Origin of the sequence: Neobacillus muris (genome assembly GCF_943193175.1) — a bacterium.
Taxonomy (GTDB): Bacteria; Bacillota; Bacilli; order Bacillales; family Cytobacillaceae; genus Neobacillus; species Neobacillus muris.
The window spans coordinates 41,396-59,272 of sequence record NZ_CALPDF010000028.1; the positions used below are offsets into that span (position 1 = coordinate 41,396).

The 17,877-nt window shown below is 42.6% G+C and carries 27 protein-coding genes; 23 read left to right on the plus strand and 4 right to left on the minus strand.

Annotated elements, in window-relative coordinates; translation table 11 throughout:
• The first annotated feature begins 17 nt into the window (after positions 1-17).
• From rplR to rpsI, 18 genes are all read left to right on the plus strand, one after another.
• Positions 18-380 carry a 50S ribosomal protein L18 gene (gene rplR / locus NFS43_RS16750; protein WP_251553893.1) on the plus strand — a complete coding sequence of 121 codons (363 nt, stop codon included), beginning with the start codon at positions 18-20 and terminating at the stop codon, positions 378-380.
• Positions 381-405: 25 nt separating this feature from the next.
• Positions 406-906, plus strand: coding sequence for a 30S ribosomal protein S5 (gene rpsE, locus NFS43_RS16755; protein ID WP_251553894.1), 501 nt, complete (start codon positions 406-408; stop codon positions 904-906).
• Between the two features lie 13 nt (positions 907-919).
• Entirely contained in the window at positions 920-1,102 is a 183-nt protein-coding gene (gene rpmD, locus NFS43_RS16760; RefSeq protein ID WP_251553895.1) for a 50S ribosomal protein L30, read from the plus strand.
• A gap of 34 nt (positions 1,103-1,136) precedes the next feature.
• Entirely contained in the window at positions 1,137-1,577 is a 441-nt protein-coding gene (gene rplO / locus NFS43_RS16765) for a 50S ribosomal protein L15 (RefSeq protein ID WP_251553896.1), read from the plus strand.
• Positions 1,577-2,872, plus strand: a complete 1,296-nt coding sequence (secY, locus tag NFS43_RS16770; RefSeq protein ID WP_251553897.1) for a preprotein translocase subunit SecY — start codon at positions 1,577-1,579, stop codon at positions 2,870-2,872. Before rplO ends, secY begins: the two co-directional genes overlap by 1 nt.
• A gap of 57 nt (positions 2,873-2,929) precedes the next feature.
• A complete protein-coding gene (locus tag NFS43_RS16775; RefSeq protein WP_251553898.1) occupies positions 2,930-3,580 on the plus strand; it encodes an adenylate kinase in 651 nt (216 codons plus the stop codon).
• A gap of 275 nt (positions 3,581-3,855) precedes the next feature.
• The gene (gene infA, locus NFS43_RS16780; RefSeq protein ID WP_007085268.1) at positions 3,856-4,074 is read left to right on the plus strand and encodes a translation initiation factor IF-1; all 219 of its coding nucleotides are present in this window, start codon (positions 3,856-3,858) and stop codon (positions 4,072-4,074) included.
• A gap of 37 nt (positions 4,075-4,111) precedes the next feature.
• Positions 4,112-4,225 (plus strand): 50S ribosomal protein L36, encoded by a 114-nt coding sequence (gene rpmJ / locus NFS43_RS16785; RefSeq protein WP_000868344.1) that lies wholly within the window; start codon positions 4,112-4,114, stop codon positions 4,223-4,225.
• A gap of 20 nt (positions 4,226-4,245) precedes the next feature.
• A complete protein-coding gene (gene rpsM / locus NFS43_RS16790) occupies positions 4,246-4,611 on the plus strand; it encodes a 30S ribosomal protein S13 (protein ID WP_042453996.1) in 366 nt (121 codons plus the stop codon).
• Positions 4,612-4,632: 21 nt separating this feature from the next.
• On the plus strand, positions 4,633-5,022 hold the full coding sequence (gene rpsK / locus NFS43_RS16795) for a 30S ribosomal protein S11 (RefSeq protein WP_251553899.1): 390 nt from the start codon (positions 4,633-4,635) through the stop codon (positions 5,020-5,022).
• Positions 5,023-5,189: 167 nt separating this feature from the next.
• Entirely contained in the window at positions 5,190-6,134 is a 945-nt protein-coding gene (locus NFS43_RS16800; RefSeq protein WP_251553900.1) for a DNA-directed RNA polymerase subunit alpha, read from the plus strand.
• 69 nt (positions 6,135-6,203) lie between these two features.
• Positions 6,204-6,566 (plus strand): 50S ribosomal protein L17, encoded by a 363-nt coding sequence (gene rplQ, locus NFS43_RS16805; protein ID WP_251553901.1) that lies wholly within the window; start codon positions 6,204-6,206, stop codon positions 6,564-6,566.
• 379 nt (positions 6,567-6,945) lie between these two features.
• Positions 6,946-7,785 (plus strand): energy-coupling factor ABC transporter ATP-binding protein, encoded by an 840-nt coding sequence (locus NFS43_RS16810; protein WP_251553902.1) that lies wholly within the window; start codon positions 6,946-6,948, stop codon positions 7,783-7,785.
• On the plus strand, positions 7,761-8,630 hold the full coding sequence (locus tag NFS43_RS16815; protein WP_251553903.1) for an energy-coupling factor ABC transporter ATP-binding protein: 870 nt from the start codon (positions 7,761-7,763) through the stop codon (positions 8,628-8,630). Before NFS43_RS16810 ends, NFS43_RS16815 begins: the two co-directional genes overlap by 25 nt.
• Positions 8,627-9,424 carry an energy-coupling factor transporter transmembrane component T family protein gene (locus NFS43_RS16820; protein ID WP_251553904.1) on the plus strand — a complete coding sequence of 266 codons (798 nt, stop codon included), beginning with the start codon at positions 8,627-8,629 and terminating at the stop codon, positions 9,422-9,424. The genes NFS43_RS16815 and NFS43_RS16820 overlap by 4 nt, the downstream gene beginning before the upstream one ends.
• Before the next feature lie 11 nt (positions 9,425-9,435).
• On the plus strand, positions 9,436-10,173 hold the full coding sequence (truA, locus tag NFS43_RS16825; RefSeq protein WP_251553905.1) for a tRNA pseudouridine(38-40) synthase TruA: 738 nt from the start codon (positions 9,436-9,438) through the stop codon (positions 10,171-10,173).
• 485 nt (positions 10,174-10,658) lie between these two features.
• Positions 10,659-11,096: a 50S ribosomal protein L13 gene (gene rplM, locus NFS43_RS16830; protein ID WP_042454011.1), complete on the plus strand. Its 438-nt coding sequence runs from the start codon at positions 10,659-10,661 to the stop codon at positions 11,094-11,096.
• A 19-nt stretch (positions 11,097-11,115) separates the two neighbouring features.
• Entirely contained in the window at positions 11,116-11,508 is a 393-nt protein-coding gene (gene rpsI, locus NFS43_RS16835; protein ID WP_251553906.1) for a 30S ribosomal protein S9, read from the plus strand.
• 79 nt (positions 11,509-11,587) lie between these two features.
• On the opposite strand, the gene NFS43_RS16840 is transcribed toward rpsI, so the two are convergent.
• Together NFS43_RS16840 and NFS43_RS16850 are read right to left on the minus strand one after the other, a co-directional pair.
• Positions 11,588-12,079 (minus strand): response regulator transcription factor, encoded by a 492-nt coding sequence (locus tag NFS43_RS16840; RefSeq protein ID WP_420910339.1) that lies wholly within the window; start codon positions 12,077-12,079, stop codon positions 11,588-11,590.
• A 9-nt stretch (positions 12,080-12,088) separates the two neighbouring features.
• Positions 12,089-12,247, minus strand: coding sequence for an SDR family NAD(P)-dependent oxidoreductase (locus NFS43_RS16850; RefSeq protein ID WP_251553907.1), 159 nt, complete (start codon positions 12,245-12,247; stop codon positions 12,089-12,091).
• Between the two features lie 239 nt (positions 12,248-12,486).
• On the opposite strand from NFS43_RS16850, the gene NFS43_RS16855 reads away from it, so the two are divergent.
• From NFS43_RS16855 to NFS43_RS16865, 3 genes are all read left to right on the plus strand, one after another.
• Positions 12,487-12,930, plus strand: coding sequence for a YbaK family protein (locus tag NFS43_RS16855; protein ID WP_251553908.1), 444 nt, complete (start codon positions 12,487-12,489; stop codon positions 12,928-12,930).
• An 89-nt stretch (positions 12,931-13,019) separates the two neighbouring features.
• Positions 13,020-13,739 (plus strand): N-acetylmuramoyl-L-alanine amidase CwlD, encoded by a 720-nt coding sequence (gene cwlD, locus NFS43_RS16860; RefSeq protein ID WP_251553914.1) that lies wholly within the window; start codon positions 13,020-13,022, stop codon positions 13,737-13,739.
• Between the two features lie 127 nt (positions 13,740-13,866).
• Positions 13,867-14,916 (plus strand): Mrp/NBP35 family ATP-binding protein, encoded by a 1,050-nt coding sequence (locus tag NFS43_RS16865; protein WP_251553909.1) that lies wholly within the window; start codon positions 13,867-13,869, stop codon positions 14,914-14,916.
• A 155-nt stretch (positions 14,917-15,071) separates the two neighbouring features.
• Here the strand turns inward: NFS43_RS16865 and gerD are convergent, their stop codons facing one another.
• The gene (gene gerD / locus NFS43_RS16870; protein WP_251553910.1) at positions 15,072-15,659 is read right to left on the minus strand and encodes a spore germination lipoprotein GerD; all 588 of its coding nucleotides are present in this window, start codon (positions 15,657-15,659) and stop codon (positions 15,072-15,074) included.
• A 150-nt stretch (positions 15,660-15,809) separates the two neighbouring features.
• On the opposite strand from gerD, the gene NFS43_RS16875 reads away from it, so the two are divergent.
• Complete coding sequence (locus tag NFS43_RS16875; RefSeq protein WP_251553911.1) at positions 15,810-16,493, plus strand: KinB-signaling pathway activation protein; 684 nt, start codon at positions 15,810-15,812, stop codon at positions 16,491-16,493.
• A gap of 34 nt (positions 16,494-16,527) precedes the next feature.
• On the opposite strand, the gene pdaB is transcribed toward NFS43_RS16875, so the two are convergent.
• Complete coding sequence (gene pdaB, locus NFS43_RS16880) at positions 16,528-17,280, minus strand: polysaccharide deacetylase family sporulation protein PdaB (protein WP_251553912.1); 753 nt, start codon at positions 17,278-17,280, stop codon at positions 16,528-16,530.
• 138 nt (positions 17,281-17,418) lie between these two features.
• Here pdaB and NFS43_RS16885 point away from each other — a divergent pair, with 138 nt between their 5' ends.
• Positions 17,419-17,649, plus strand: coding sequence for a hypothetical protein (locus tag NFS43_RS16885; RefSeq protein ID WP_251553913.1), 231 nt, complete (start codon positions 17,419-17,421; stop codon positions 17,647-17,649).
• Positions 17,650-17,877: the final 228 nt, after the last annotated feature.

Below are 17,877 nucleotides of genomic sequence, written 5' to 3' on the forward strand. Positions count from 1 at the left end.
CGAAAGGAGTGACGTAAATGATTACGAAGCAAGATAAAAACGCTGTTCGCCGCAAAAGACACGCTCGTGTCCGTGCGAAACTAAGCGGTACTTCTGCTCGTCCGCGTCTAAATGTGTTTCGTTCTAACAAACATATTTATGCTCAAGTAATCGATGACTTGAATGGAGTTACTTTAGCAAGTGCTTCTACAGTAGAAAAAGACTTCGGTCTTGAGTCTACAAGCAATATTGATGCTGCACAAAAGGTCGGAGAATTAGTTGCAAAACGTGCAGTTGAAAAAGGGATCACTGCAGTTGTATTTGACCGCGGGGGATACCTATACCATGGACGCATTCAAGCATTAGCAGATGCGGCTCGTGAGAACGGCTTACAATTTTAATAGACAAAGGAGGGACTAAAGAAAGATGCGTCGTATTGATCCAAACAAACTTGAACTTGAAGAACGCGTAGTAACCGTCAACCGTGTTGCAAAGGTTGTTAAAGGTGGACGTCGTTTCCGTTTCTCTGCTCTAGTTGTAGTCGGAGATAAAAACGGTCATGTAGGTTTCGGTACTGGTAAAGCACAGGAAGTACCTGATGCCATTCGTAAAGCAATTGAAGATGCTAAGAAAAACTTAGTGGAAGTGCCAATGGTTGGAACTACTGTTCCTCACCAAGTAATCGGTCGTTTTGGTGCTGGAGAAATCCTGCTAAAGCCTGCTTCAGAAGGTACAGGAGTTATCGCCGGAGGTCCAGTTCGTGCGGTTCTTGAATTAGCTGGGGTACAAGATATCCTTTCTAAATCATTAGGAACTAACACTCCAATCAACATGGTTCGTGCCACTGTTGATGGGTTAAAACAATTAAAACGTGCTGAAGACGTAGCGAAATTACGTGGTAAATCAGTAGAAGAACTATTAGGATAAGGAGGGAAATAAAATGGCAAATAAACTTTTAATTACCCTCAGCCGAAGCCTAATTGGTCGCCCGCAAGATCAACGCGCAACAGTTGAAGCGCTGGGTTTACGTAAATTAAATCAAACAGTTGAACACCAAGATAATGCTGCCATCCGTGGCATGATTACCAAAGTGTCTCACCTTGTAACAGTTAAAGAACAATAAAATGGTTGTTTTTCTTGAATAAGGAGGTGCCAAAATGAAACTTCATGAATTAAAACCTGCAGAAGGTTCTCGGAAAGAGCGCAAACGCTTAGGACGTGGTATCGGATCTGGTCAAGGCAAGACAGCCGGTAAAGGCCATAAAGGTCAAAATGCTCGTTCAGGCGGTGGCGTACGTTTAGGTTTTGAAGGTGGTCAAACACCTTTATTCCGTCGTTTGCCGAAACGTGGTTTCACAAACATTAGCCGTAAAGAGTTTGCAGTAGTTAATCTTGATGCTTTAAATCGCTTTGAAGATGGAACAGAAGTTACTCCAGAACTTCTCATCGAAACAGGTGTAGTAAGCAACGAAAAAGCAGGAATCAAAATTCTTGCAAAAGGGAATGTAGAGAAAAAGCTGACAGTTAAAGCTCACAAATTCTCCTCTGCTGCTAAGGAAGCGATCGAAGCTGCTGGTGGAACTACTGAGGTGATCTAATGTTCCGTACTCTCTCCAATTTTATGCGTGTGGGTGAAATTCGTCGAAAGGTCATTTTCACCCTTTTAATGTTAGTTGTTTACCGGATTGGAACGTTTCTTCCGGTTCCAAATGTCAATGCGGATATTTTAGCATCACAGGATGAACTAAGTGTCTTTGGCATTCTTAATACTTTTGGCGGTGGAGCATTAAAGCAATTCTCCATTTTTGCCATGGGTATTATGCCTTACATTACAGCGTCTATTATTATCCAGCTATTGCAGATGGATGTTGTCCCTAAGTTTACCGAATGGTCCAAACAAGGGGATGCCGGCCGTCGTAAGTTAGCGCAATTTACGCGTTACTTTACGGTCATTTTAGGCTTCATCCAGGCATTGGGTATGTCCTATGGCTTTAATAATTTAGCTAACGGACAATTGATCGAAAATCCAGGGATTACAACGTACTTATTGATTGCTATTGTCTTAACAGCTGGTACAGCGTTCTTATTATGGTTAGGTGAGCAAATTACGGCACATGGTGTTGGAAATGGAATTTCCATCATTATCTTTGCTGGTATTGTAGCCGGATTGCCAACTACCTTCAATCAGATTTATGTTCAGCAGTTTGAAAATGCAGGCGAGCAGTTGTTTTTACGGATCGTAACAATGATTATCATCGCCCTAGCAATCATCGCAATCGTTGTTGGGGTTATCTTCATCCAGCAAGCAGTACGCAAAATTCCAATTCAGTATGCAAAACGGATGGCAGTGGGACGGACTCCTGTCGGCGGACAATCAACACATATGCCGTTGAAAGTGAATGCTGCAGGTGTTATTCCGGTTATCTTTGCTATCTCATTTATTGTAACCCCAAGAACCATTGCATCATTTTTCCCTACAAATGATGTGACACTATGGATTACAAAAGTATTTGATTATACACATCCGATCGGGATGGCTCTTTATGCGGCTCTTATCATTGCGTTTACTTATTTTTATGCGTTTATTCAAGTCAATCCTGAGCAGGCAGCAGAGAATCTGCAAAAACAAAGCGGATATATTCCAGGTATCCGTCCAGGGAAAAGTACTCAAGAGTATTTAACTCGTGTTCTATACCGGTTAACTTTTGTCGGTGCCCTCTTCCTAACTGTTATTGCGATTCTTCCTACTATCTTCATCAAAGTGGCGAACTTGCCGCAATCGGCCCAAATTGGCGGAACGAGTCTGCTGATCGTTGTCGGTGTTGCTCTTGATACGTATAAACAGTTAGAAGCACAATTAGTGAAGCGTCACTATAAAGGGTTTATAAAATAGAGGGTTTGGGGACCATAGGGCCCCTAAAACCCATTCTTAGCACGAGGGGGAACACGTGTGAACTTAGTATTAATGGGGCTTCCTGGTGCCGGCAAAGGCACTCAAGCTGAAAGAATTGTTGAAAAGTACGGCATCCCTCATATCTCAACTGGAGATATGTTCCGTGCAGCAATGAAAGAAGGTACAGAACTGGGATTAAAGGCCAAATCTTTTATGGATAAAGGCGAACTTGTTCCAGATGATGTAACGATTGGCATTGTCCGTGAACGTTTAAGCAAAGATGACTGTGAAAAAGGATTCTTGCTTGATGGTTTTCCTAGAACAGTTCCTCAGGCGGAAGCGTTAGAAAATCTACTTGAAGAGTTAAGTAAAAAAATAGATTACGTTATCAATATCAATGTTGATAAAAGTATCTTAATGGAGCGTTTAACTGGACGCCGCATCTGTAAAGACTGTGGATCAACCTATCATCTCGTGTTTAATCCTCCTGCAAAAGAGGGTGTTTGCGACCGCTGCGGCGGTGAGCTTTATCAACGTGCTGATGATAATGCTGAAACGGTTCAAAACAGATTGGACGTAAATATTAAGCAGCAAGAACCATTATTAACTTTTTATGAGGAAAAAGGTTATCTACGTTCAATTGACGGCCAGCAAGATATTACAAAGGTATTTGCTGAGATCGAACAATTACTTGAGGGTCTGCGTTGATGATTGTTTCTAGTCCTAACCAAGGCAGCATTCATCATGCGGGAAGCCGGGTGAGCGGTCTTGCAGGACACTCCCATGCGATTCATATGTAGTGGGGAGCAAATGGCTATTCATCCGCAAAAAGTATAATTTCTAATTGTTACTAGCGGACAGAACTCTTGTTATATGGTAAAATTGTAAAGTTGCAAGCTAATCCTTATACAAGTAGACCCGCTTTGCACTGCTACATGCTGTTACTGAACGCTAGTCTGATAAGAGAAGGGAGCTAAAGACCGATGGCCAAAGATGATGTTATTGAAATTGAAGGCAAGGTCATTGAAACTTTGCCAAATGCCATGTTTAAGGTAGAATTAGAAAATGGTCATACTGTGCTAGCTCATGTTTCTGGTAAAATCCGAATGCACTTCATTCGCATCCTGCCAGGTGACAAAGTAACTGTTGAGCTTTCTCCATATGACTTAACACGCGGAAGAATCACTTACCGCTTTAAATAATCTGATTGCACTCCGTACTATTAAGGAGGTTAGGATAATGAAAGTAAGACCATCTGTTAAACCGATCTGCGAAAAGTGCAAAGTCATCCGTAGACGCGGTAAAGTTATGGTTATCTGTGAAAACCCTAAACATAAACAAAAACAAGGTTAATTGATAGGAGGTGCACATTAATGGCACGTATTGCTGGTGTAGATATTCCACGTGAAAAGCGTGTAGTTATCTCTTTAACTTATATTTATGGTATTGGTAAACCAACTGCACAAAAGATCTTAGCAGAAGCTGGTGTTTCTGAAGATACTCGTGTACGTGATTTAACTGAAGACGAATTAAACAAAATTCGTGATATCATCGACAAATTAAAAGTTGAGGGTGACCTTCGTCGTGAAGTATCTCTTAACATTAAGCGTCTAATGGAAATCGGCTGCTACCGCGGTCTTCGTCATCGTCGTGGATTGCCTGTTCGTGGACAAAATACGAAAAACAACGCTCGTACACGCAAAGGTCCTCGTAAGACTGTTGCGAACAAGAAGAAGTAATCGGTAAAGGAGGTTATTTAAATGGCACGTAAAACGAATACACGTAAACGTCGTGTTAAAAAGAATATTGAAGCTGGTATTGCTCATATCCGCTCAACCTTTAATAATACAATTGTAACAATCACTGATGTTCATGGTAATGCGATTTCTTGGTCTAGTGCAGGTGCGCTTGGATTTAAAGGTTCTCGTAAATCTACTCCATTCGCTGCCCAAATGGCTGCTGAAACAGCTGCTAAAGCTTCCATTGACCATGGCATGAAAACATTAGAAGTTACAGTTAAAGGTCCTGGTGCAGGACGTGAGGCTGCAATCCGTGCTCTTCAAGCTGCAGGACTTGAAGTAACAGCTATTAAAGATGTTACACCTGTTCCACATAACGGATGCCGTCCACCAAAACGTCGTCGTGTGTAATTTTTCTGTATAGAATTTGTATCATCCGTCTATAATGGGATATGATATAAATTTTTCCAGAAATTATTTATTCCAGTTGTTGTGCACAGAACGGGAACGTATACATGGGGGAATTTCGATTAGTAAATACTAGTCGAGGTTTCGACGTTTTGAAGGAGGGTTATTTGATGATCGAAATAGAAAAACCAAAAATCGAAACGGTTGAGATCAGCGATGATGCCAAGTACGGTAAGTTCGTAGTAGAGCCGCTTGAGCGTGGATATGGTACCACTTTGGGTAACTCCTTACGTCGTATCCTATTATCTTCACTCCCAGGTGCCGCTGTTACCGCGATTCAGGTCGATGGTGTACTTCATGAGTTCTCAACAATTGAAGGCGTCGTAGAAGATGTAACATCCATCATACTAAACATTAAAAAAATCGCTTTAAAGATTTACTCTGATGAAGAGAAAACTCTTGAAATCGATGTTCAAGGTGAAGGACCTGTTACAGCTGGTAATATTACTCATGATAGTGACGTAGAAATATTGAATCCTGATCTTCATATCGCAACGTTATCAGCAAATGGACATCTCCATATGCGTTTAACAGCAAAGCGTGGTCGGGGATATACACCTGCGGAGCAAAACAAGCGTGAAGATCAGCCAATTGGTGTTATTCCGATTGATTCAATTTATACGCCAGTTTCTCGTGTATCTTACCAAGTAGAAAATACTCGTGTGGGTCAATTAGCCAACTTCGATAAACTGACACTTGATGTTTGGACAGATGGCAGCACCGGCCCGAAAGAAGCAATTGCGCTTGGTTCAAAAATTTTATCTGAGCATTTGAATATCTTTGTCGGATTGACGGATGAAGCACAGAATGCTGAGATCATGATTGAAAAAGAAGAAGATCAAAAAGAAAAAGTTCTAGAGATGACAATTGAAGAATTGGACCTTTCTGTTCGTTCTTATAACTGCCTAAAGCGTGCAGGCATCAACACTGTTCAGGAATTAGCTAATAAGACTGAAGAAGATATGATGAAAGTGCGTAACTTAGGCCGTAAATCACTTGAAGAAGTGAAGGCAAAACTAGAAGAGCTTGGGTTAGGCTTACGGAAAGACGATTAATTTTTTTGGATTAGTTGGATTTAAGCCAGACCAAAAGACATAAAGACTTCAAAAAGGAGGGAACCCTTCATGGCATACAGAAAGTTAGGACGTACAAGTGCACAGCGTAAAGCTATGCTTCGTGACTTAACAACAGATTTAATCATCAACGAGCGTATTGAAACAACAGAAACTCGTGCGAAAGAACTTCGCTCAACTGTTGAAAAAATGATCACTCTAGGAAAGCGCGGAGACCTTCATGCACGCCGTCAAGCAGCTGCTTTTGTTCGTAATGAAGTAGCAAATGCAGAGAACGGTCAAGATGCACTTCAAAAGCTATTCGCTGATATTGCTCCTCGTTACCAAGAGCGTCAAGGTGGCTACACTCGTATTATGAAACTTGGACCTCGCCGCGGTGACGGTGCGCCAATGGTTATTATCGAGTTAGTTTAATAACTTGAACAGACAACAAGGGTACTGGACAGTTTCGTTACAAAAACTTGTTCTCTGCCCTTTTTCTGTAGGTTACGGCCTATAGTACAGCCAAAAAGAGCGTTATGATGAGCGTGACTCCACAGGGAAGGAGAAACTTTTGAAAGATAGAGGGCATTCAATTTATCTTTTTAAGTTTGACATTTACCGCCTGGCCCCTGGTAGTGCGTGAATGTTTTGCGTCTCGTCTAGCTTATGCACCTCATCCAATTGTATAATGCATTTTTTGCATGCGGTTGATTATATTCAAGCACTGCCCTGGGATGAGGTGCAGGCTTTTTTTGTATGTAAGGATAGCTAGAGCAGAGCAGAGGTATAGTTTAGGGAGGGATTTGCCGCAATGAGACAGCCGATTGTGTCACTAAAAGAAGTGTCCTTTCAATATGATGAACAAGACAGGAAGGCACTAAAGTCTGTCTCCTTTGATATTTTCGAGGGAGAATGGCTGGCGATTGTCGGCCATAATGGTTCAGGAAAATCGACTATGGCAAAGCTGCTAAATGGTCTGCAATTTCCGAACGAAGGCGAAATTATCGTCACCGGAACCAAATTGAATGAAGAGACCATTTGGGAGATCAGACGCAAAATAGGGATGGTTTTTCAAAATCCGGATAATCAGTTTGTCGGGACGACGGTTCAAGATGATGTGGCTTTTGGTTTAGAAAATATGGGGATCCCAAGAGAAGAAATGGTTGAGCGGGTGAAAGATGCCTTGAAAAAGGTAAAAATGGATGCATTTCTAGATCAAGAGCCCCACCATCTATCTGGAGGCCAGAAACAGCGCGTCGCCATTGCCGGTGTGCTTGCATTAAGGCCATCCATTATTATTCTAGACGAAGCGACTTCGATGCTGGACCCTCGAGGCAGGGAGGAAGTGCTAGAAACCGTAAGGGCATTAAAGGATGAAAAACTGTTGACGGTCATTTCCATCACCCATGATTTAGAGGAAGCGGCCAAAGCAGATCGGATGATTGTCATGAATAAAGGGGAAGTCTATCGGGAAGGAACACCCGAGGAGATTTTTTCGATGGATGATGAACTCATCCAATTAGGATTAGACATTCCGTTTTCAGTTAAGATGGGGAAAGCTCTAAGGCAGCAGGGTGTGAATTTACCGAAGCGTTATTTATCGGAGGAAGAGTTGGTGACAGAGATATGGACATCTCACTCGAAAAGGTAGAATACCGGTATCAGGCCAATACCCCATTTGAGCGCCTGGCGATTGCCGATGTATCGATTCATATTCCATCGGGCACCTACCTGGCGCTGATTGGGCATACCGGATCTGGAAAGTCTACCGTTTTGCAGCATTTGAATGCACTCCTGCAGCCAACAGAAGGTACAGTCAAGATCGGTGATTATCAAATCAAATCCCATCAGAAAAATAAAAATTTAAAGCCAGTCCGCAAAAAAGTGGGAATCGTGTTCCAGTTTCCTGAACATCAGCTGTTTGAAGAAACGGTTGAAAAGGATATTATGTTCGGTCCTATGAACTTCGGCGTTTCGGAAGCAGAGGCAAAAGAACGGGCCCGGGTATCACTGACACAAGTAGGATTGGAAGAAGACATTTTAGAAAAATCGCCATTTGATCTTTCAGGAGGCCAAATGCGCCGAGTGGCCATTGCCGGCGTCCTGGCGATGGACCCGGATGTGATTGTTCTTGATGAGCCGACAGCAGGACTGGACCCGCGCGGGCGCAAAGAGATTATGGACATGTTTTATTCGCTTCATAAGGAAAGGCAATTGTCGACGATCCTGGTCACCCACAGCATGGAAGATGCGGCAAGGTACGCCGATCAAATTGTGATTATGCAGCAGGGCAGGGTAGCAAAACAAGGTACGCCTGAGGAGATCTTTTCTTCACCGGAAGACCTGTTAAAAATGGGATTAGATGTTCCTGATGTTGTCCGGTTTCAATTAAATCTCGAGAAAAGGACCGGCCGAAAGCTCGGGAAAATTTGTCTGACGATCGATGAATTAGCGGCATCTGTGGCAGAAATGGTGAGCGGAGGTGTCCGCCCATGATGGAAAAAATGATTTTTGGGCGTTACGTACCAGCCGATTCTGTGGTCCACAAAATGGACCCGCGTTCGAAATTGATCATTATCTTCCTGTTTGTTTGTATTATCTTTTTAGCAAATAATTGGATGACCTATGCACTTATTGCTATTTATACTTTTTTCATGCTGGGTTTGTCAAAAGTGCCAGCCAGATTTTTATATGGCGGCCTGAAGCCTGTATTATGGCTTGTGGTCTTAACCTTCTTGCTGCAATTATTTTTTACAAAAGAAGGCAGTGTGGTATTTGAGTGGGGACCGATCAAATTTTATGAAGAAGGAGTCAGGATGGGCGTCTTTATTTCATTAAGGTTTTTCTTCCTGATCTTGATGACGTCGCTGCTGACGTTAACGACGACTCCAATTGAAATTACCGATGGTCTCGAATCGCTGCTGAACCCGTTGAAGAAGATCCGTTTTCCCGTTCATGAAATGGCGTTAATGATGTCCATTTCATTAAGGTTTATTCCAACCCTGATGCAGGAAACGGATAAAATTATGAAGGCGCAGACAGCCCGAGGAGTGGAATTTTCCAGCGGCCCGTTTAAGGAGCGGATCAAGGCTGTCATTCCTTTATTGATTCCTCTGTTTGTCAGCTCGTTTAAGCGGGCGGAGGAACTCGCGATTGCGATGGAGGCGAGAGGGTACCGCGGCGGGGAAGGCCGGACTAAATACCGCCAGCTAAGCTGGGGTGCATCAGATACGGTTCAGCTTGTCATCCTGGCCGTATTGACTGTGCTGTTAATCCTATTTCGAACATAAGAGGTACGCCGATGCAAAGGTTTAAAGGAATCATCGCCTATGATGGCACCCATTTTTCCGGTTACCAGGTCCAGCCTAAAAAACGGACCGTACAAGCTGTACTCGAAGCCGTGTTAACCAAGATTCATAAGGGCCATGATGTGAAGGTTACGGCATCCGGCAGAACGGATGCCGGGGTTCATGCCAGAGGGCAGTCCATCCATTTTGACTCGCCGCTGTCGATCCCTCCGGAAAAATGGGAAGTCGCTATGAATTCCTTGCTGCCGGATGATCTGTCGGTTCTGTCTGTCGAAGCGGCCAGTCCGTCCTTTCATGCCCGATTTGATGCAGCGGGGAAAGAATACCGCTATCAGCTGCTTTTATCCGGCAAGCGGGACCCATTTTTACGCCATTATGCGTACCAGTACCGTTATCCGCTGGATATAGACGCCATGAAGCGAGCTAGTGTCTATTTTCTTGGGACCCATGATTTTACTAGTTTTTGTTCTGCAAAGACAGAGGTGGAGGATAAGGTCCGTACCATTGAAAAGATTGATTTTTCTTTGGAAGGGGATCTATTGACATTAAGTTTTGTCGGCAATGGTTTTTTGTATAACATGGTGAGGATCCTGGTGGGGACGCTGCTGGAGGTAGGAGCTGGCGAGCTGGCTCCTCTTGATATTCCCGTGATTTTGGAGAAGAAGGACCGCCGGTTTGCCGGGAAAACGGCTCCTGCACATGGTTTGTATCTTTGGCAGGTGTTTTATTAGTTAAATTGGTATGATTATCCAATTTTTGTAGAATAGCCGGTTAATTTTGTAGAATACCGGGTGCATTTTGTAGAATTCAGCTCGTTAATTGTAGAATCCGCTTATATTTCGGTTGGTTTTGGGGATTACATCCAATTTTTGCGGAATAATTGGTGAATTTTGTAGAATTCCATTCGTGAATTGTAGAATCCGGATGGATCAGGCGGCTTACATCGAGTGGAAATGCCCATCAATTTTAAAAACAACTGTCCCTGGTGTAACATTATCTTGACAATAGGGCTTAAAGGTTTTATTATATTATATGTGTGTGTTTTAAATCCCACGATAAAGCCCCGGAAAGTCTTCATCGTGATTAAACATATTTGAAATGAAATCGAAGCGCACAAGGGCATTGGCATTCACTCCCCGGAACAGGTTTGGACGCTAAACGCTTTGAAGGTGCGAAACTAATAATCTTTACGGATTTAAATCTAGGAGGGAAACTCATGCGTTCAACATTTATGGCTAATGCCAATAATATCGAGCGTAAATGGTATGTAATTGATGCTGAGGGCAAAACTCTTGGCCGTCTTGCTTCTGAAGTAGCATCCATTCTACGCGGTAAGAACAAACCAACTTTTACACCACATGTTGACACTGGTGATCATGTCATCATCTTAAACGCTTCTAAAGTAGAATTAACTGGTAAGAAACTAACTGACAAAATTTACTACCGTCACAGCTTACACCCAGGTGGTTTAAAGCAAAGAACGGCTCTTGAAATGCGTACGAACTATGCTGAGAAAATGATTGAGCTTGCTGTTAAAGGCATGCTTCCTAAAAATTCTCTTGGCCGTCAACAGTTCAAAAAATTACATGTGTATGCTGGCGCAGAGCATCCACATCAAGCACAAAAACCAGAAGTTTACGAGCTTCGCGGTTAATTAAGAGGAGGGAATCAACTTGGCACAAGTTCAATACATTGGTACTGGCCGTCGTAAGAGCTCTGTCGCACGTGTGCGCTTAGTTCCAGGTACAGGTAAAATTGTGATTAATGGTCGTGACATTGAAGAATATATCCCATTCGAAGCTTTACGTGTTGTTGTAAGACAACCACTAGTTGCTACTGAAACTGTAGGCAGCTACGATGTTCTTGTAAACGTAAAAGGCGGCGGCTACACTGGTCAAGCTGGCGCAATCCGTCATGGTGTTGCCCGTGCATTATTGCAAGCAGATCCAGAATACCGTCCAACATTGAAGCGCGCTGGTCTATTAACTCGTGACCCACGTATGAAAGAGCGTAAGAAATACGGTCTTAAAGGCGCTCGTCGTGCACCACAGTTCTCAAAACGTTAATTTTACGTTTCAAAGACTCTCAGTCATTTTGGCTGGGAGTTTTTTTATGACAAAAATTAGCACAGCCTTTGACTGAGCCTCAATCTGCGATATGGTGTTTAACGGCGTAAAGGGCGGCTTGTGTCCGGTCAGCCAGTCTGAGTTTGGCCAATAGATTGGATACGTATGTTTTTACCGTCTTCTCCGTAATAAATAGGGATGCCGCTATTTCTTTGTTGCTTTTTCCCTTTGCAATCTCTTTTAACACATCCAATTCGCGTTTGGTCAATTCCTCTTGCTGGATGTTCCTATTGGACAGGTTCGTTAATAGGTGAGAGGTTGCCTTCGGATGAAGCTGATTCTCGCCGTCCATCATTTTTCTGATTGATACCACCAATTCATCAGGCTGGATGTCTTTTAACTGGAATTTAAACAGCAGCTCCCAGCTAAAGGCCCTGCCAGCGGAAGGTATTTCCACTGAACCGGGACGGCTGGAAAAGACGGTTTGATAGTAGTCCATGGCCCAAGAGTGATGAATATATTCATACCGGACTGGCTCGCCAAGTGCATAGAGTATCCATTTCGCCGGGATCGACCATGTTCACGCGGATATTGGTTTCACACAATTCCTCCTCCCAGGTTTGTGTAAGACCCTCAACAGGTTTTCTGCTGTTCTGCAACAGATCGCCAGCCTTGCGCCTTCTTTTGCAAACGCCAATGCTAATGCACGGCCTAATCCTTTAGAAGCTCCAATAATCATCACTGTTTTTGTTCCTCATCATGTCATCTCCCTTTATCTTGTTGCTATTAGAATAGTTAATTTTGGAAAATTATACCTTAAAAAAAGCTTAAATTTTTCTACTGCTTTAGGATGAGATAAGCGTGATGAGGAGGAACAATCGCTTTCATGCAGGATAAAAATTGGCAATCTGAAAACGGGCGGCACATTGCATTTCTTAGGAGCGACGGATAAAGAATAGTCCTAAGAGGTGAATCGAAGTGACTGTTATAACAACTTTTAGAGAAAAAAGACGTGAAAAGCAGATTAAATATGAACGGTCGGTACTTCGCGACCTGTCACTCAATAGATTGAAGGAACGAGTTCAGCATTACTTTGGTTCAACCAGATTGGCGCAAAGCGTCATGATGAATGCAGGTGTAGAAGAAGCTTGTTATGACGTAGCTCTTGAGTCATATTTATTGGGAGCGAAATTCAGCAAGTTTGGTTATCATGGTGAAGAAATGGAAAAAGTCCGTATGCGCTGCGATAAAGAGGAGAAACACTTAACAGACACCTTATTTAATTTCTTGCTTTTTTGGGGAAACGGTGAAGAAGGGGCCATGAGCGAATCGCTTTATTATTTGTGTGAGCAATATGTGTATGACTGGTGGCGTGAAGGCTTTGAAAAAGGCAGAAGGCGGCATAAGCTTCGACTCCATTGATCGAGCCCTGACATTCCTGGTTCTATTTCCTTTCCTTGTCCCATATAGTTTATTGAACAAGGGACGAGCGGGAGGGAATGATTGGGGTGCTGTCAAAAAGGATAAAAATTATTGCTTTTGCGGCTGGATTAATCGTGTTATTTTTCATATTACAATATGACTTTTCCGAAGACGACTCATGGAAAAATTGGAACCTGCCCTTATCAGGGAAAATCATCCTGCTGGATGCTGGACATGGGGGGCCGGATGGCGGCGCCGGACCAAAGGATGCGTTAGAAAAGGATATAGCCCTGGATATTACATTAAAGGTACGAGATTATCTGCAAGAGCAAGGTGCCTTGGTGGTCATGACGCGTGAGACGGATACGGATTTGGCAGACTCAGGAACAAGAGGATACAGCCGCCGTAAAGTGGAAGATTTAAAAAAAAGGCTGAGTATGATCAATCAATCAGACAATGACTTCTTTGTCAGCATTCATTTAAATGCCATTCCTTCGTCACGATGGAGCGGGGCCCAAACCTTCTATGCACCGCATTTTAAGGAAAATGCGCGGGCTGCTAAATTTATTCAAGAGGAGCTTCGTGAAAACTTAGGGAATACCAATAGAAAAGCAAAGCCTATTAATTCGGTTTATATCCTCAAGCATGCGAAAAAACCAGGGGTATTAGTCGAGGTCGGCTTCCTTTCCAATCCGCAGGAACGGGCCAATCTAAAGAAAGAATCATATCAGGAAAAAATCGCAGATTCGATTTATCGCGGAATTAACCGCTATTTTACAAATGAAAAGGAACTAAAAGAAACAGATTAGTGGAAGGAGCCACCGCACCTTCCATTTTTATTTATAAAATAACCGGGTGTGACGCATATAACAGGTTTTGACGGTGTTTATGATATACTAAGAGTGGAAACGAATTCAAAAGGTGAGGTGTTTTGTGATGTTAACAGAATCACAGGTACGTGAGATCTTAGGGAATCTCCAGGAGCCATTTTTACATAAAACCTTAGCGGAGTTAAACGCCATTGAGGAGGTCAAAATCAAACAAGAGAAAAACCATGTGAGTGTCAAAATTGATATTGCCAGAACCGGGACAAGCGAACAGCTGCAATTGCAGACACACGTAGTAAATTTGCTGAAGGAAGCTGGCGCGGAAACGGTAGGAATTCGGTTCGGCCAGCTTTCTGATGAAGTTTTGGCAGTTAACCGGCAGGCAGAACCAGAACAAGGCAAAAATCTGCTTAACTCGGAGAGCACCACCTTCATCGCCATCGCAAGCGGAAAAGGCGGGGTCGGCAAATCGACGGTATCGGTTAACTTGGCAGTGGCGCTTGCACGATTGGGCAAAAAAGTGGGTCTGATTGATGCGGATATTTATGGCTTCAGCGTTCCTGACATGATGGGGATCACTAAACGCCCTGTTGTCCGCGGGGAAAAAATTATTCCAGTGGAGCGCTTTGGGGTACAAGTCATTTCCATGGGGTTCTTCGTTGAGGACAATGCCCCAATCATCTGGCGGGGTCCAATGCTCGGTAAAATGCTGAATAGCTTCTTTAATGAAGTGGAATGGGGAGAAATTGATTACTTGCTGCTGGATCTTCCTCCAGGTACTGGTGATGTGGCTTTAGATGTGCATACGATGCTTCCGTCATGCAAGGAAATTATCGTAACCACTCCACATCCAACGGCAGCTTTTGTTGCTGCCCGTGCCGGTGCAATGGCGCTTCGGACCAACCATGAGGTGCTTGGTGTTATTGAAAATATGGCTTATTTTGAGAGCAAGGTTACCGGGGAAAAAGAGTATGTATTTGGCCGCGGCGGCGGCGATAAGTTGGCCGAAGAGTTAAATACGGAAGTGCTTGGGCGTCTGCCGCTTGACCAGCCTGATTGGAATGAAGAGGATTTTGCTCCATCGATTTATCAGGAAGATCATAAGCTGGGAAAAATCTACTTGGATATTGCTGAAAAAGTGGCGGGTTTGCTGAATTAAGTGTCTAAATGAGTTTTTCCACAGAAGAAGGGCTGTCCATTAAGGGGTCTTGTCTGTCTGACCCCTTTGCTTTTTGGACAGCCACTTTTTTTCCGTGTGCGCTTTAGTCTATATCGTAACTGTCTCGTCAATGGCGGCACCATAGATTGAACGTCTTATTCCTCTGCTTTTTCTTCGCCTGTTTGAGAATTGGCCGTTTCTTTTGCAGCTTTCATTAGAATTTCTTCCAATTTGGCTCTGAACAAGGGACTATCGACTGTTTCCGTGATGACTTGCTGCAAATGTTCTCGATATTCTTTGCTTTTTAACGCATCCGTCATCTCTTTTTGAATTTCCGGTTCTTTAAAAACCTCCACCATCATGGCTCTATATTGCGGGTCATTCATTAAATCCTTCAATAATTGCTGGTTCTCGGATTTCATGCTTTTTGCTACGCTTTGGGCGAATTTTGTATCACTAAAGGTTTTCTTCCAAAAGTCTGCTGCTTGATCAGATGTCAAGGTTTGTTGAATGGTGTCAGCGACTACCTGCTGATCCATTACCAGCTTTTCCTTCATCCCATCACTGGTCATTACCTCTTGAATGGCTTTCTTCCCGTCATCTGTTTTTAGAATATCCACTACCATTTTTTTGGTCTGGTCATAATCGAGTTGCCCTCCGCTGAGATCATTGGCATCAGGTGCAGAACAGCTCCCTAAAATCAGTGTAGCTGGCAGGAGGAGCAATAGGTGTTTTAGGTTCATGGGTAAGCTCCTTTCACATAAAATCCTTAATTTTATAATGAAGTAAAAACAGGGAGATTATTCGCTGCCCGATGACGCAATTTATGGATTTTTCATAAATGTGTTGGTACAATCAAGTATGGACTAACTATTTTTCTGGAGGTATCAATTGTGACAAGCCGCAATTTGGTGAGATTGTTTATAAATACATTATTAGTTGGCGGATTTACGGCAGCATTCGTTGGCTTTATTGTCCGCTGGGATGAATTTCAGCCTTATTTTGTCGATTTTAATCTGATTGATATTGCCTCCACATTTATTTGGCTCTTTTTTATGGGATTTCTTTTCAGTGCCATCAGCCAAATGGGATTTTTTGCGTACTTAACCATTCACCGCTTTGGTATTGGAATATTTAAATCTGTTTCCCTTTGGAACGGTGTTCAAGTGGTGTTCATTCTCTTCGCTTTATTTGATTTGGTTTACTTACGGTATGAAAACTTTGCAAAACCAGAGGACTCGGTAATTGCCTACCTTATTCCGGCAATTGTGCTGCTGGCAGCAGGAGTCGTAACTGGTTGGTTTAAGATGAAGCAAACCAACCGCCAGGCGTTTATACCAGCCGTTTTTTTTATGGTTGTGGTAACGATTATTGAATGGGTCCCTGTACTCACGGTGAATGATCGAAATTGGTTTTATCTTATGGTTCTCTCCTTATTGGTATGTAATGCCTATCAATTATTGATTCTTCATAAATTAAATGCTAAATCCGAACAAGAGCGGCAGGCTAAAGCGAGTCAGCGTCAAAGCAAACCGGCATTGAAACCGAATAAAAAAGTCAAAAAACCGTCAGTTTAATCTGACGGTTTTCACTTTGTCGAAATATGTTTTACTACCTGATTTCATTTGATTGCGCTTCCCCGTTGGAAATCATCTCGGAGACTGTCACAAGCTTCAAGTTTTTCTGGCGGGCCGCCTGGATGATTTGCGGCAGGGCTTTTGCTGTTTGCTTAGCAGAGTCAGAAGCATGAAGCAGGACGATATCGCCTTTATCCGCTTTGCTTGTGTTTTCCAGAATCTTTTTAACTCCAGGATTCTGCCAGTCCTGAGAATCTAAGCTCCAATGGACCACAGTGAAGCCATAGCGTTTGGCAATTTTTATGGTTCGTTCGTCAAAATGTCCAGTGGGAGCCCTCAGCAGTTTTATCTCGTTTACATCCAGTTTCTTAAATACCTCTTGTGCTTTTGAAATATCTTTGGCAATCCTGGCATCTTCTATTTCCGTATAATCTATATAGTTATAGCCCAGCATGCCGATCTCAAATCCTTCTTTGACAATTCGGTTAACCAGATCCGGATGACGCTCTGCCCAAGAGCCCGATAAAAAGAAAGTGGCGGATTTTACATTTTCATTTTTCAAAGTATCCAATATCGGTTCTGCTTTTTCATCGCCCCAGCCAATGTTGAAGGTAAGCGCCAAATTTTTTTCCCCTTTATAAATGGCTTTGGGACCTTCCTTCATTGAAAAAACAGGAATCTGAGCCAAGTTTTCAATAAAAAGGAACCAGGCTGTAAAAAAAGCGGCGATCAATATTAAAGCTACGTTCTTCAATACCTTCCCGTTCAACACAACAAAGAAATTCATCTTCTCCCACCTCGTCCAATCGATTCCTTGTCTCATACATATGCAGTGATATGAAAAATATGTGGAAAAGATCTGATTATAAAAATGGATAAATTGGAAAACAATACTACAACATACATTTTTCTTGGAGGGTACTATATGTTTGGTCTTCTAATCAACGAGAAGGAAGTAAAAGAAATGGAGTACTTAATTAAACGAGAACTGGATGAAATATTATTCGATTTGAATGATGAAAGGATTGATCATATTGTCAAAAAAGCCATGGAGGAGCGGTACAAAATTCTATTTGCTTTGTTCAGAAGGGTTGCATCACAGCAAGAGTGTATGAAATATATACTAAATGTAAAACGGAGCTTTAAAAAGAGCTGAATTTTTTTAGGAATAATGTTGACATTTGTTTAATATCTTGTTATATTAATATCCGTCGCTGATGACACAATAACTTCTAAAAAAAGTTGTTGACAAAAAAGTTGTCAGATGGTACATTATAAAAGTCGCTTTTAGGGCGGCGGATTGATCCTTGAAAACTAAACAAACAAAAACGTCAACAATAAAACATTCGTTTCTTTTTGAAACGAAGCCAACGTTATTTTTTAT

Excerpts from the sequence above, each read along its gene's own strand:
- truA (WP_251553905.1), top strand. The coding sequence starts at position 9,436 with ATGCAAAGGTTTAAAGGAATCATCGCCTATGATGGCACCCATTTTTCC.
- rpsM (WP_042453996.1), top strand. The coding sequence starts at position 4,246 with ATGGCACGTATTGCTGGTGTAGATATTCCACGTGAAAAGCGTGTAGTT.
- rpmJ (WP_000868344.1), top strand. The coding sequence starts at position 4,112 with ATGAAAGTAAGACCATCTGTTAAACCGATCTGCGAAAAGTGCAAAGTC.
- NFS43_RS16885 (WP_251553913.1), top strand. The coding sequence starts at position 17,419 with ATGTTTGGTCTTCTAATCAACGAGAAGGAAGTAAAAGAAATGGAGTAC.
- rpsK (WP_251553899.1), top strand. The coding sequence starts at position 4,633 with ATGGCACGTAAAACGAATACACGTAAACGTCGTGTTAAAAAGAATATT.
- gerD (WP_251553910.1), bottom strand. The coding sequence starts at position 15,659 with ATGAACCTAAAACACCTATTGCTCCTCCTGCCAGCTACACTGATTTTA.
- rplR (WP_251553893.1), top strand. The coding sequence starts at position 18 with ATGATTACGAAGCAAGATAAAAACGCTGTTCGCCGCAAAAGACACGCT.
- NFS43_RS16815 (WP_251553903.1), top strand. The coding sequence starts at position 7,761 with ATGGACATCTCACTCGAAAAGGTAGAATACCGGTATCAGGCCAATACC.
- rplO (WP_251553896.1), top strand. The coding sequence starts at position 1,137 with ATGAAACTTCATGAATTAAAACCTGCAGAAGGTTCTCGGAAAGAGCGC.
- infA (WP_007085268.1), top strand. The coding sequence starts at position 3,856 with ATGGCCAAAGATGATGTTATTGAAATTGAAGGCAAGGTCATTGAAACT.
- rplM (WP_042454011.1), top strand. The coding sequence starts at position 10,659 with ATGCGTTCAACATTTATGGCTAATGCCAATAATATCGAGCGTAAATGG.
- rpsE (WP_251553894.1), top strand. The coding sequence starts at position 406 with ATGCGTCGTATTGATCCAAACAAACTTGAACTTGAAGAACGCGTAGTA.
- rpmD (WP_251553895.1), top strand. The coding sequence starts at position 920 with ATGGCAAATAAACTTTTAATTACCCTCAGCCGAAGCCTAATTGGTCGC.
- rplQ (WP_251553901.1), top strand. The coding sequence starts at position 6,204 with ATGGCATACAGAAAGTTAGGACGTACAAGTGCACAGCGTAAAGCTATG.
- NFS43_RS16810 (WP_251553902.1), top strand. The coding sequence starts at position 6,946 with ATGAGACAGCCGATTGTGTCACTAAAAGAAGTGTCCTTTCAATATGAT.
- secY (WP_251553897.1), top strand. The coding sequence starts at position 1,577 with ATGTTCCGTACTCTCTCCAATTTTATGCGTGTGGGTGAAATTCGTCGA.
- NFS43_RS16865 (WP_251553909.1), top strand. The coding sequence starts at position 13,867 with ATGTTAACAGAATCACAGGTACGTGAGATCTTAGGGAATCTCCAGGAG.
- NFS43_RS16820 (WP_251553904.1), top strand. The coding sequence starts at position 8,627 with ATGATGGAAAAAATGATTTTTGGGCGTTACGTACCAGCCGATTCTGTG.
- NFS43_RS16850 (WP_251553907.1), bottom strand. The coding sequence starts at position 12,247 with ATGATTATTGGAGCTTCTAAAGGATTAGGCCGTGCATTAGCATTGGCG.
- NFS43_RS16800 (WP_251553900.1), top strand. The coding sequence starts at position 5,190 with ATGATCGAAATAGAAAAACCAAAAATCGAAACGGTTGAGATCAGCGAT.
- pdaB (WP_251553912.1), bottom strand. The coding sequence starts at position 17,280 with ATGAATTTCTTTGTTGTGTTGAACGGGAAGGTATTGAAGAACGTAGCT.